This window comes from Rhizobium sp. NPDC090279 (assembly GCF_044769665.1).
In the GTDB taxonomy this organism is placed as follows: Bacteria; Pseudomonadota; Alphaproteobacteria; order Rhizobiales; family Rhizobiaceae; genus Rhizobium.
In genome coordinates, this window is the sequence record NZ_JBIVYI010000019.1 from 1 (window position 1) to 13,053 (window position 13,053).

The window sequence follows — 13,053 nt, forward strand, 5'->3', positions numbered from 1 at the left end:
GCGGAAAGCGGTGGTTCTTGTAACTGATCGTCGGCGAGCTCATCCTCGCCTAGTTATCCGCCAACCGTTAAGCTGCAGACAACGTGACATCGCCGCTTTACCTATTCTGCTGCCTGTTCGGTGGTCGAAGTGGACCTCCTCACCGGCGAGACAACGATCCTGCGTTCCGATCTCGTCTATGACGGCGGCTGGAGCCTCAATCCTGCGCTGGATGTCGGGCAGGTCGAAGGCGCCTTCGTCCGAGGCATCGGATTCCTGCTGACCGAAAATCTCGTGACCCAAATGGACGACACTGGTCCGAACGAGAAAGGACATTTGAACTCCACCAACACCTGGCACTATAAAATTCCGGCGCATGTCAAGATCCCCATTGAGTTCAATGTCTCGCTTTTCCCGCGAAACGATCCCTCTGTGATCAACATTCCCCGGACGATCAGGGTATCTTTTCTGCCAAGGAGGTCGGCGACCCGCCTCTCGTGCTTGCAAATTCGGTATTCTTCGCGATCAAGGATGCCGTCAGGACGTCGAGAGTGGAACGTGGACACAGCGCTCTCTTCAATCTGCGTGCTCCAGCAACGGCGCAAGAGATACGCAATGCCTGCGATATCCTATGGAATGAAATGGCGAACTAAGTCAGAGACAAAGCGTAATCCTATTCCCAATGGTGAATTTCGACTCCGTCCGACCGTGTTGCGTCACTACCATCCTCGAGTAGAAACACGCAGCCTTTGGAACGGATCACGCTGACCGAACGTCGGCCCTTGCTTCCACCAGTCGGAAGCAAGGGCCGACCCGGATTGCACTTACACGCTCGCGATGAGGCCACCATCTACCCGTAGCACGCTTCCCGTCACATACGATGCGCGTGCGCTTGCTAGGAAGGTAACGACATCGGCATATTCTTGCGGCTCACCGTAACGTCCGACGGGGATGGAAGCGGTACTCTGCGCCGACACATCTTCCACCGAACGCCCCTCCCGCTTGGCCTTCTGCTCGTCCAAAAACGTGATGCGCTGCGTTGCGACACGGCCGGGAAGAACGATATTGACGGTCACCCCGTCTCGACCGACTTCGCCGGCGAGTGTCTTGGACCAGCCGAGCAAAGACATGCGCAACGCGTTGGAAAGCCCGAGGTTGGGAATGGGCGCTACGACGCCGGAGGACGCCGAGGTAATGATCCGACCCCATTTTTTCTCGCGCATCCTTGGCAATACCGCGTCGGTAATGGCGATAACCGAAAGGACCATACTGTCGAAGTATTTCCGCCAGCTTTCGGTGCTTTGCCCGGAAACGAGCGTCGGCGGCGGGCCGCCTGTGATGTTGACAAGCACGTCCACCGAACCGAACCGGGCCTCGATCAACGCAAGGTTGGAAGTGATGACCCCGAGATCGGCAAGATCCCAGGCAAGCGCCATGGCACTGCCGCGGTTTGTCTCGATCTCCGAGACCGTCCTTTCCGCAGCCTCCATATCGATATCGGCAACGGCAACGTGGCTGCCTTCCGCCGCAAGCGTCCTTGCGATCGCGCCGCCAAGGCCGCCGCCTGCACCAAGAACCAGCGCCGTCTTCCCTTTCAGTCCCAGTTCCATCTGTGTTTCCTTTCATTCTGCGGCAGAGCCTGTTTTCGTTGAGGGTCAGCCGGCCATCCAGCCGCCGTCCACCATGAGATTGATGCCGGTCATGTAGCTCGCCATGTCGCTTGCCAGGAAAAGCGCCGCTCCTGCGACGTCCTCCGGCACGCCGAGGCGCGGCCAGGGTGTGCGGCGGCGCGAATAGTCAAGCGCATCGGGATCATTGGCGACCCCGGGCTTGCCGGTGACGATCTTGCCGGGCGCGATCGCGTTGCAGATGATCAGATCGTCGGCATGATCGACCGCGATCTGGCGCGTCATCTGGACGACGCCGCCCTTGCTGACGCCATAGGGAAAATCGCCGGGGCAGGCGACCATTCCATGTTGCGAGGAGATGTTGATAATGCGGCCGCGCACCTCGTTGACCGGCTCCTGGGCGAGGAATTGCTGCGCGGCCCGCTTGCAGCAATAGAAGAAGCCGGTGAGGTTGACGCCGATGACGCGTGCCCACTGCTCCGGCGCGGTCTCCAGCAGATTGGTCGATGTGTAGATCGCCGCGTTGTTGACCATCACGTCGAGCCGGCCGAAACGACGAACGGTCTCGCTCACCATGGCATCGACGGCATCCCAGTTCGCAATATCCGTCCGCACGAAGAGCGCGTTGCCGCCGGCTGCTCGAATACGCTCCGGCGTCGTCTCGCCGCCTTCTATGGGCGTCTCGATCGTGTCGGCAATGATGACGGAAGCGCCTTCGGCGGCATAGCGCAAGGCGATGGCGCGGCCGAGGCCCGAGCTTGCACCGGTGACGATGGCAATTCTGTCTTGCAACATGGGCATGGGTTATTCCTCAAGCTTCACGGATGACGACGCTGCCGCGTCTCTCGGATATGATCTTTCCGTCATGGACGATCTCCTGACCTTTCAGGAAAACACGGGTCAGCGTCCCGCGGACGCTCCAGCCGTCGAAAGGGGTGTAACCGGCACGCGAGGCCTGCTCGGCATGCGAAATGCGGCTCGGGCGATGCCGATCAAGAACCAGAATATCCGCATCGAAGCCCGCGGCGATCGTCCCCTTCGAGCGACCGAGGCCGAAGCGTCTGGCCGGATTGAAGGAACATACGCGCACGAGATGGCTGAGATCGATGACCCGTTCCTCGACCAGGCTCAGCATGGTTGGAAGCAAGGTTTGGAGACCCGGCATGCCGCCGGGGATGTCTGCGAAGGCGGGATAATTCATCGCCTTTTCCGCAGGACTGTGCGGCGCGTGATCGGTGCCGACGATATCGATCAGCCCCTCTGACAGCGCGGCGCGAAGCGCCTCGACATCACTCTTTTCCCGGAACGGCGGCGAGCCTTTCAGGTTCGCGCCCGATGTCTCGTAGTCCGCGGCGGTAAAAAAGAAATTCTGCGGCGTCGTCTCGACCGTCGCATCAGCCATATCCCGGAGCCGCCGCCAAGCGGAGATCCCCAGTGCTGAGTTGACCTGACGCACATGGATGCGGGCATTCGTTCCTGCCGCTGCCAGAATGGCGCGGGCGACACCGGAAGCCTCCGCCAGCGGCGGACGGCTCTCCAGGAATGCTGTGATATCGCCAGCATCGTTGCGTAAGTCTCTGCCAACCAAGATCGATTGATCGCCCGGCGAAATGCCGATGAGCGAATCGTGCGCGGCAAGGCGTTTTACGATCTCCACGACTGCATCCATGCTCTCGAACAGGAAGGCTTCCGGCACATCCGCCGTGAAGAGTTCCAGCGACACAGGGCGTAAATCCAGCAGCCTGTTCAGCGGGCCGGTATCCCGACTGATGACGGCCTGAAAGCCGACATCCACATGGATGCGTCCCCTCGCCATCTCCATTTTCGCGACGAGCTGATCTGCGGTCGCGGTCCAGGGATGGTCCGTCGGCATATCGAGCACGGTAGTCACTCCGCCCAATGCCGCCGCGCGCGTCCCGCTGTCGAAATCCTCCTTGTGCGTCAGCCCCGGCTCGCGCAGATGCACATGTGCATCGACCAGACCGGGCAGGAGGTGGCAGCCATCGGCATCCACGATCGTGCGGGCTTCCGCTGCATCGCCGGACGCCAATATGGCCGCGATCCGGCCATCGCGGAAAGCGACATTGCCCTTTGTTTCGCCGTCCGCATTGACGATGGTCGCGCCAGAAATGATTGTATCAAACATGCGGCTCTCCCACTCCGTCCGTCAGCGCAGACCCGGCAGGCGAGGTTCTTCGTGAGTGACGACCTCGATCAGTGCCGCCTGGCCAGCGCTGATCCTGGTCAGGGCACGTAGAAGCGCCGGACGGAGATCCGCCGGCGAAGCGACGCACTCGCCATAGCCGCCAAGCGCCTCCGCGATCGGCGCATAGGCGCCCGACATTCGGTTCGCACCATATTTCCGCGTCGCGATCGGCATGCTGGCGGCGTAGCCGCCAAGTACGTTGTTGCGCATCACGACGGTCAGGATCGGCAGGTTGCAGCGGATCGCAGTCTCGAAATCGATGCCGACCATGCCGAATGCCGCCTCCCCCATCAGATTGACGACCGTCGCTTCCGGCCGCGCCAGCTTGGCGCCGAGCGCAAAGCCAAGGCCGCTGCCAAGCTGGGTTGTCTTACCCCAGCCGATATAGCTGCCTGGCACGGTCGCCTCATAGAAGGGGCTGAACTGATCGCGCGGATTGCCCGCATCATGGGTCATGATCGTCTTTGCCGGATCGACCGCCCGCATGATTTCCCAGACGACGCGATAGGGTGAAATCGGCTCGCTTTCCGCCGTCAGGAGCGGCATCCACCGCCGCATGAAAGCGGCCCGCACGCCACTGATCTCCTCTTCCATTCCATCCCGCGCCGGAACATCAAGACGCTTCTCGCCGACAAGCGAGATCATCTGCCGGAGAACGGAGCGGGCATCTCCGACCACGCCCTGCGCGATCGCATAATCCTTGCCGAGATCGCCTTCGTCGATCGTCACCTGCAGCAGCGTTTTATCCCTGGCGATGGGCAGTATGTAGTGCGAGCGCGTCAGGCTTGTGCCAAGTGCGAGTACAACATCGGCCTTGTTCATGAAATGATCGACCGTCTCGGGTCGCGCACGCCCCGCCGTGCCGAGCGCCAGGGGATGGTTTTCCGGAAATCCACTCTTGCCGTTCGGCGTCGTCATAACGGGGATGCGAAACAGCTCCGCAAACGCCACCAGCTCCTGAGAGGCAGCGGCGGCGAGTACGCCCTGTCCGGCGAAAACGACCGGGTTCCTGGCCGCTAGCAGCGCTGCGACCAGCTCGGCGACCTCGCCACTATCCGCCTGCGGCACGCTGCGTCGCGGCTTGAGATAGGGATCGCCCGAAGGATTGTGCCGCTCCGCGAGCAGATCGACCGGCAATTCCAGCAGGACCGGCGCCGGGCGGCCGTTGCGAACGCGGGAGATGGCCGAATGCATCAACTTTGGCAGGTGCTCGACCTGTGTCACGGCCTCGCACCATTTGGTCACATGGCGGAAGTTGCGGCTCGCTTCGAAATTCGGCGCCACGGCTTCGGACCCGCGCGGATAGCCCGTCGGCAGGAAGAGGATCGGCGCGCGGTCGTTGAAAGCCTGCGCGATGCCGCCGAAAGCGCTCTCCGCGCCGGGACCATATTGCACGGTGACGACGGCAAGCTCGCGTCCCGCAGTCGTGCGCGCATAACCCTCGGCGATATTGACGGCGACGCGCGGCGTCCGAGTGATGACAGGAGGGATATCGAGATGAGCGGAAGCGTCGAACAGCTCGCTGTTCGGAAAACCGATGATGTGTTTCACACCCTCCTGCTTCAGGATGGAGGCGACGACCTCCGCGCCGTTCATGTTCTCGCCCCACATGGCCCGTTCTTCTCTCGTTTCCCCCAGCGGTTCAACGCTGCTCTCGATCCTGTCACGCATTGCCGCTGAAGCTCTCATGATTGTCGAGCCAATGGCGGGCGATATCCTCGCGACGCATGAATGCGGCGGCTGGTGTCTTCCGGACATGTTCGATGACATCGCGCAGGCCGGAGGCGCGGTTCGGCTGACCCATCCATCGCGCATGGACGCCGATCGTCAGCATACGCCCGCCGGTCTCGTCCGCCTCGCCGATCATATAGTCGATGGCAGAGCGGCAATCCTCGGCGAAGTCGCGCGGATTGCTGTAGCCCGGCGCGATCAAGTAACGGCTGTCGTTCAAAGTCTTGGAATAGGGGACGACGAGCAGGCGCGTCCCGTCATGATCGATGAAATAGGGAAGATCGTCGTTACAGGGGTCCGAGTAGTAGAGGAAGCCGCCCTCCCTTACGATCAGATCGCGGGTATTGACGCTCGGGAAGGATCGGCAATTCCAGCCCATCGGGCGGCGGCCGGTCAGCTTCTTATAGAGAGCGACGGCCTCGTGCAGCTCGCGTTCTTCAACCTCGCGCTCGACGGTCGAATATTCGCTCCAGCGCAGGCCGTGGCCGAGCAGGTCATGCCCGCGGCTATTCATCCACTCGATCACCGCGGGGTTTTTCTCCAACGCGACGGCGCAGGCCGAAACGGTGATCGGAATGCCGGTGCGATCGAAGAGGCGTGCCAATCGCCAGACGCCGGCGCGGCTGCCATATTCGAAATGTGTCTCGGTGCCGAGATCGCGAACCGGCGGGCTGTTCGGAATATTGTACTCGCCCCAATTGTCGTTGCGGCCATCCTCCAGCCAGGAATATTCCGAGCCTTCCTCGTAGTTCAGCACCAGGTTGATGGCGAGCTTTACGCCGCCGGGCCAGCTCATGACGGGTGGCTTCGGACCGTAGCCGATGAAATCGCGCGCCTGGCATTCCGTGTTTTCCGGTTTGACGAGTGCGGCCATTACTTCTTCTCCTCGGATGCGCCTTCATTCGCGACGATCCAGTCCATGTAGTCGTGGAATGACTCCTTGCCGGGCCGCGGGCGCCAATCCGTGTCACGCTCGATGCGGGCGAGATCATATTCCCCCCACATGCCGTCCTTCAGTGTCGCATCCTGGATGACGTTAGCGGTTTCGTGCGGGCTGACTTCGACCTTCAGCTTCGGCACGCGTTCCCGTGCCCATTCGACGATGTCGCCTGTCGTCGACGTCCGGCCGCTACCGATATTGTAGTGGCGATAGCGAAGGCGGGTCGCCGTCAGCAGCGCAATGACGGCATTGGCCACATCGGCGGAATGGACATAGTCGCCGACCGATTCCAGGCTGTTCGGCCGGATAACCTCGCCCGCCAGCGCCATATGCGCCACGCGGTTTGGCACATGGCGGAAATTGCGGCTCCCCGTCGCTCGGTCCATCGTGCCGTAGACGGAAGCGAGACGGACGCTCAACGCCGAAAGGCCAAAGAGATCGGCATAGCGATTGACCACCATTTCGGAAGCGAATTTTGAGATGCCATAAAGCGTCAGCGGCGCGACATAACCGTCTTCCGGCAAGGGCTCGCCGGCCCAATCCGGTCCGTGATGGCGATAGACCGAGCCGGAACTGACATAGATGAAGCGCTTGACGGAGGGATGGCTGCGCGCCCATTCGAGCATGCGAACCGTGCCCATCAGATTGACGTCAACAATGCGTGCCGGCTCCTCGGCTTCCGGCTGGCGCTTGGCCTCCGTTGCGCTGCCGCGCGAAATCGGCGTGATCGTCGCGCCGTGCACAATGACGCTGATGCCGTGTGCGTCTAACGCAGCCTCCCATTGCGAGGGATCGCAGATATCGGCGGTGATGACCGAAAGCCGGTCGCGGACCGGAGCGAAATAGCGTTCGGCCATGGCATCGAGACCGGAGCGATCGAGGATGACAGCGCGGGCGGCCGGATCGCGATCGAGCCACGTCCGCGCCACGACGCTCATGACGAAGCCTGTACCACCGGTAACGAGAAGGGTCATTTCAAAATCCAATCCAGATCATTGCAATCAATGGTTCAGCGCACCGCATAGCCGCCGTCGACCAGCAGGTCGGTGCCGGTCACGAAGGAGGCGTCGGCGGAAAGAAGAAAGGCGGTCGCCGCGGCGATCTCGTCGGGCTTGGCGATCCGGCCGAGCAGATGCGCCGGGCCGAGTTTCCGGTCGGCGGCCTCGAGGTCTGGCCAGCGCTGCAGCAGACGCGACGTTGCGACCGCCCCCGGCGAGAGGCTGTTGACGCGGATACCTTCGTCTGCGTGGTCGATCGCCATCGCCTTGGCAAGGTGGACGAGGCCCGCCTTGGCGGCGCAATAGGCGACCGCGTTGCCTGTGGCTACATGCGCGAATTGCGAGGCGATCAGCGCGACTGAGCCGCCGCCGCTGGCAGCTATCAGCGGAACAGCAAATTTGCCGGCGAGAAAAGCACCCGTCAGGCTCACGTCGATTTCGCGGCGCCATTGCTCCTCGCTAAGATCGACCACTGTCCCATCCAGCGAAGGGGCGGCGGCATTGTGAACCAGGCCGTCCAGCCGTCCGAAGCGGCTGCGTACCGTATCGACCGCGCGCTCCATCGACCGCCCGTCTGTCACGTCGCAGCGAACCGCGACGGTGCGCGGCCCAAACTCTTCGGCGAGATTGACGGCGGCGTCCTCCAATCGGTCCGCACAGATGACACTGCCGCCTTCAGCGAGGCACCGGCGTGCAATAGCCGCGCCGATGCCGCTGGCAGCACCCGTGATCATGATGACCTTGCCCGCGAGCCTTGCCGAAAGTGGATCGAAAGCTGAAGTCATGATGCCAGCACCTTGGAAAGCTTCTGTTGCGGCGGAAAGGGCCTGAGCCGCGGGACGAATTGCCCGCGACCCGGCCGCGACAGAACCTTGCCGTCGTCCCAGACGAGTTCGCCGCGGGAGATGGTCATGACCGGCCAGCCGCGCACCGTCTGCCCTTCATAGGGTGTGTGATCGGTTGCATGGTGCAGCATGTCGTTGTTGATGGTGACAATCCGATCCGCGTCCCAAATAGCGATATCGGCATCCGATCCGACAGCAATCCGGCCCTTGCGGGGATAAAGTCCGAAGAGCCGCGCCGGAGCGGCGGAAGTCAGCTCGACGAATTTCTGCAGCGACATGCGGCCACCATTGACGCCGGCCGAAAAAAGCAGAGCCAGCCGCGTCTCGATGCCGGGAATGCCGTTCGGAATGCGATTGAACGGCGTGTCCGGACCGCCGGCAATTTTGTCGGCGTAATTCCAGGGCGAGTGATCTGAAGAGAAGACTTCGAGCGTGCCATCGAGAATGCCGCGCCAGATGTCCGGCTGGTTCGACTTGTCGCGCGGCGGGGGCGTGCAGACGCATTTCGAGCCGGAGAGATCATGCGTGTCGATGTCCTCGGCCGACAGAAAGAGATATTGCGGGCAGGTCTCGGCATAGATCGGCAGTCCCCGCGCCTTGGCGCGGCGAATCTCTTCGACCGCACCGCCAGCGGCAACATGGCTGACAAGGATCGGCGTCTCGATTAATTCCGAAAGGCTGATGGCGCGGAAAGTGGCCTCGCGGTCGCCGATCTCCGAATGAGCCTTCTCATGATACCGCAGCTGGGTCTTGCGCGCCGCGATGAATTTTTCGGTCAGCCAGCGAATGCAGGCATCGTTCTCCGCATGCACCATCACCATTGCACCCTCTGAACGCGCGAGATCCAGCACATTCAGCACCTCATAGTCGTCCAGTTTCAGGCCCTCATAGGTCAAATAGATCTTCATTGAGGTGCAGCCCTCGGCAATCAGCGCCGGGATCTCGTCGCGCAGCACTTCCACCGAGGGATCGCCGACGATCAGGTGAATGCCGTAGTCGATATGCGCCTTCGGCTGCGCACGTTGGTGATAGTCGTCGACGATGTCCCGCAGGGACTGTCCACGCATCTGCATCGCAAAGGGAACGACCGTGGTCGTGCCGCCGCAAAGTGCCGAGAGCGTGCCGGTATTGAAATCATCGGCCGTCGCCTTCCCTTCCCAGGGCTGCTGATCCATGTGGCAATGGCTGTCGACGCCGCCTGGCAATACCAGTCGCCCCTCGGCCGAGATTTCCTGCATGCCTTCCGCAAGGTCGCGGCCGATCGCCGCAAATTTGCCGTCGCGAATGCCGATGTCGACCGCCAGCGTTTCATCCGGCAGCACAACGCTTCCGCCACGGATAACGAGATCGAAGGGAACGTCTTTGCTCATTGATTCACTCCGGATGTCAGGCAATCGGCAACGGCGTTCGCCGTGGAAGAGGTTCTCTTGCGTCGAAGGTTGACGCATGCTCCGACCGAAACCAATGCGGCGCCACTGCCGAGCATGATGAAAAGCGCATAAGGCGCCACATAATCCATGAGCCCGGCAGCGATCCCCGGCGTCATGACGTTGCCGATCGAATAGATCAGCAGCAGCCCGCCCGACGCCGACACCATATGGCGGCTGTCGATCTGCGAATTGGCGAAGGCGATACCGACAGGATAGATCGTCAGGGCGGTGGCACCGTAGAGGAAGAAGAGCACGAAGAGCACGGGCACGTGGCGATTTGCGAGCATGATGATCGCAGCGCAGAGCATCGCCGCAAGAATACCCTGGACAAGCAGCATCCAGCGCCGATCGAGCCGGTCTGACAGCCAGCCGACCGGCGTCTGGGCGAGCATGCCGCCCATGCTGAACGCCGTCACCATCCCGATCGTCGTCGCGGCGGGAAGCGCGATCTTGGCGCCGTAAAGCGGCATCAAGGCAAAGACATTCATGTTCGTCATCCCCGCCTGGAAGACCGCGATGATCGTAACCGGCGCGAGAGCGGCGAGTTTCCACAGGCCGCAGCGATGATCGGCAGCAGACACCTCAGCCTGAAGAGGAGGCACAGAACGAACCGGGAGCGTCGGCCAGGGACGCCCGACGAACCGGCAATAGAGCGCACCGGCCGTTACTGTCAGGCCCCCTATCAGGAAGAGATGCGGCGAATGCGGACCTGCGGCCTCGACCATCAACTGGCCGAAGAGCACCGCAAGCGAAGTCATCATCATGTATAGTGAAAAATAGGCGCCGCGATTGTTCTGATCGGCGTAAAGGTTGATCCAGCTTTCGGAGACCACGAACAGAACGGCCATTGCAAAGCCGTTAAGGAAGCGCAAGACAAGCCATAAGGATGTCACTGTCGTCACCATATAGCCGGAGCCCGCGAGGGCGGCGAGGAAGCTGACCGTCAGGAAGGTGCCACGATGGCCAAGGCGTGCGACGAGAAAGCGCGCCACAAGGCATCCGGTAAGAAACCCGACGGGAAAGCCGGTCAGGAGCAACTGCACCGCGCTCGGATCGATCTCCGGTCGGCTGAGGCTGAGCGAGACGGACGTCGTCAACAGACTGTTTCCGGTGCCGATGACGCATATCGCCACCATGACAGGCACGAGCGCGCGGAAGCGCGCCGCCCTTTTCCAGAAGCTCGCCTCGATTGAGGTTTCGGAACTCATCCGTTAACCTCTGTCGCCGGTGAATAGACGGGCATTTGCGCCCGCAACCGGTCTTCTTCGATATGGCAGGCGATCTGGTGCGTCGCCGACATCTGCCTGATCGGCGGCGCAACCGTGTCGCAGATGCCGCCGGCCTTGCGGTGGCATCTGGTTGCGAAACGACAGCCCGCGGGCACATTCACCGGACTCGGCGTTTCGCCGGTCAGCCGGATTCGTTCGCGCGGCGCATCGTCGAGGTTCGGACTACGGATGGCCGAAATCAGGGCTTCCGTGTAGGGATGAGTGCCGTTGCCGAACACCTCTTCAACCCTACCCTGCTCCATGACCTTGCCGAGATACATGACGACGACCTTGTCGGCGACATGCCGCACCAGCGCCAGATCATGGCTGATGAAAAGCATCGTTGTGTGCTTCTCTTTCTGGATATCGAGCAGAAGCGTTACGACCGCCGCCTGCACCGAGACGTCGAGCGCCGAGACCGGCTCGTCGGCGACAATCAGCGAAGGCTCGGCCGCAAAGGCGCGAGCGATCGCGATACGTTGCTTCTGGCCGCCGGAAAGCTGGCTCGGCCTGCGATCGGCAACGGTGGGCGAGAGCCGTACCATCTCCAGAAGTTCACGCACCCGTTCTTCGATTGCGGCCTTTCCCTTGCGGATGCCGAACTTCTTGAGCGATCGGCGAATGGAAAAGGCGGCCGAGTGTGACGGATTGAGCGTGCTATCCGGATTCTGGAAGATCATCTGGATCGACTGGAGCATATTGCGCGATCGTTGCCGTGCCTGCAGCTCGGCGATATTTTCGCCGGCCATGCGGATCGAGCCCGACGTTGCACTGTCGAGACCAGTGACGATACGAGCAAGCGTCGATTTTCCGCAGCCGGATTCGCCGACCAAGGCAACGATCTCGGCTTTGCGGGCACCGAAGGCAATCGCCTCATTGGCCTTGACCGTTTTATCCGCGCCGATCCGATAGAGCTTCGTTACATCGGAGAGCGCAATCGCCTCTTCCTTCAGCGTGACCTGGCCGAATTCCGGAGGCAGCTTTCCACCCGGTCGCTCCATTTCCGGCCAGCGGGCGCAACGGACCAGGTGATCAGCACCTGCCTCGGTTAATGCAAGACCGGGCCGGTCGCAAAGGCCGATGGTAAATCCGGCGCAGCGCGGCGCAAAGAAACAGCCTTCCGGCCGCTCCTGCGGCAACGGGATATGGCCGGGGATCGCGGCCAGCGCGCGGCTATGCTTGTCGCTGCCGATATCGGGAATGCAGTCGATCAGCCCCTGCGTATAGGGGTGGCGCGGCCTGCGGAAGAGATCGCCGGTGGTGCCCTCTTCGACTATTTCGCCGGAATACATGATGCCGACGCGATCGCAGGCTTCGGCGATCAGGCCGAGATTGTGAGAGATGAACAGCAGGCTCGTGGAATAGCGGCGCCGCAGCTCGCCGATCAGGTCGATGACTGCCGCTTCGACCGTCACATCGAGACCCGTCGTCGGCTCGTCGAGCAATAGCAGTGAAGGTCGCGCCAGAAGTGCCATGGCGATGACGACGCGCTGCTGCTGGCCGCCCGACAGCTGATGCGGATAGCGCTTCAGCATGTCGCCGGCATCAGGCAGGCGCACATCGTCGAGCATGGCGGCAGCCATCTCCATGGCCTCTTTCCTGGTCGATCCAAGATGCAGTAAAGGCACTTCCGCAAGCTGTGATCCGATCGTCTTGACCGGATTGAGCGCACTCATAGGGTCCTGGTAGACCATGGCGATACGCCGGCCCCGGATCGAGCGCAGCTCCTTCTCTCTGGCACCGACGAGCTCCGCGCCATCGAAGCGGATGCTGCCGCCGGCGATCACGCCGGTATTGCCGAGATAACCCATGATCGCCATGGCTGTCGTGCTCTTGCCGCAGCCGGACTCGCCGACGAGGCCATAGCTCTCGCCCGGCCGGACGCTGAAGGAGAGGTTCGGCACCGCGACCACGGTCTCGCTCTTGCCACGGAACTCGATCCTGAGATCCCTGATGTCGAGCAGCGGTTCGAGATCGGACTTTGGAGCGTCGGACATGGCGGCCCCTTGCATGTTGGATACGGACAGG

10 protein-coding genes and 1 pseudogene are annotated in these 13,053 nt (G+C 61.9%); 1 reads left to right on the forward strand and 10 read right to left on the reverse strand.

The features are described from left to right. Positions 1–105: 105 nt before the first annotated feature. Positions 106–747: pseudogene (locus ACIQWP_RS30180) on the forward strand (molybdopterin cofactor-binding domain-containing protein); the annotation flags it as partial. Positions 748–803: 56 nt separating this feature from the next. Here the strand turns inward: ACIQWP_RS30180 and ACIQWP_RS30185 are convergent. The 10 genes from ACIQWP_RS30185 to ACIQWP_RS30230 are packed head-to-tail and all read right to left on the reverse strand — an operon-like array spanning position 804 to position 13,022. After that, complete coding sequence (locus ACIQWP_RS30185; RefSeq protein WP_402795751.1) at positions 804–1,589, reverse strand: SDR family oxidoreductase; 786 nt, start codon at positions 1,587–1,589, stop codon at positions 804–806. 45 nt (positions 1,590–1,634) lie between these two features. Then, a complete protein-coding gene (locus ACIQWP_RS30190; RefSeq protein ID WP_402795754.1) occupies positions 1,635–2,408 on the reverse strand; it encodes an SDR family NAD(P)-dependent oxidoreductase in 774 nt (257 codons plus the stop codon). A 10-nt stretch (positions 2,409–2,418) separates the two neighbouring features. Further along, the gene (locus ACIQWP_RS30195) at positions 2,419–3,753 is read right to left on the reverse strand and encodes a dihydroorotase family protein (protein WP_402795757.1); all 1,335 of its coding nucleotides are present in this window, start codon (positions 3,751–3,753) and stop codon (positions 2,419–2,421) included. A 21-nt stretch (positions 3,754–3,774) separates the two neighbouring features. Continuing rightward, positions 3,775–5,484, reverse strand: a complete 1,710-nt coding sequence (locus ACIQWP_RS30200; RefSeq protein ID WP_402795759.1) for a thiamine pyrophosphate-requiring protein — start codon at positions 5,482–5,484, stop codon at positions 3,775–3,777. Next, positions 5,477–6,418, reverse strand: coding sequence for an allantoinase PuuE (locus tag ACIQWP_RS30205; RefSeq protein ID WP_402795762.1), 942 nt, complete (start codon positions 6,416–6,418; stop codon positions 5,477–5,479). Before ACIQWP_RS30205 ends, ACIQWP_RS30200 begins: the two co-directional genes overlap by 8 nt. Next, on the reverse strand, positions 6,418–7,458 hold the full coding sequence (locus tag ACIQWP_RS30210) for an NAD-dependent epimerase/dehydratase family protein (RefSeq protein WP_402795764.1): 1,041 nt from the start codon (positions 7,456–7,458) through the stop codon (positions 6,418–6,420). The genes ACIQWP_RS30205 and ACIQWP_RS30210 overlap by 1 nt, the downstream gene beginning before the upstream one ends. Before the next feature lie 35 nt (positions 7,459–7,493). Next, positions 7,494–8,267: an SDR family NAD(P)-dependent oxidoreductase gene (locus tag ACIQWP_RS30215; protein ID WP_402795766.1), complete on the reverse strand. Its 774-nt coding sequence runs from the start codon at positions 8,265–8,267 to the stop codon at positions 7,494–7,496. Beyond that, positions 8,264–9,697, reverse strand: coding sequence for a dihydropyrimidinase (gene hydA, locus ACIQWP_RS30220; protein WP_402795768.1), 1,434 nt, complete (start codon positions 9,695–9,697; stop codon positions 8,264–8,266). The genes ACIQWP_RS30215 and hydA overlap by 4 nt, the downstream gene beginning before the upstream one ends. Then, the gene (locus ACIQWP_RS30225; RefSeq protein ID WP_402795770.1) at positions 9,694–10,965 is read right to left on the reverse strand and encodes an MFS transporter; all 1,272 of its coding nucleotides are present in this window, start codon (positions 10,963–10,965) and stop codon (positions 9,694–9,696) included. Before ACIQWP_RS30225 ends, hydA begins: the two co-directional genes overlap by 4 nt. Continuing rightward, entirely contained in the window at positions 10,962–13,022 is a 2,061-nt protein-coding gene (locus ACIQWP_RS30230; RefSeq protein ID WP_402795773.1) for a dipeptide ABC transporter ATP-binding protein, read from the reverse strand. Before ACIQWP_RS30230 ends, ACIQWP_RS30225 begins: the two co-directional genes overlap by 4 nt. Positions 13,023–13,053 lie beyond the last annotated feature (31 nt).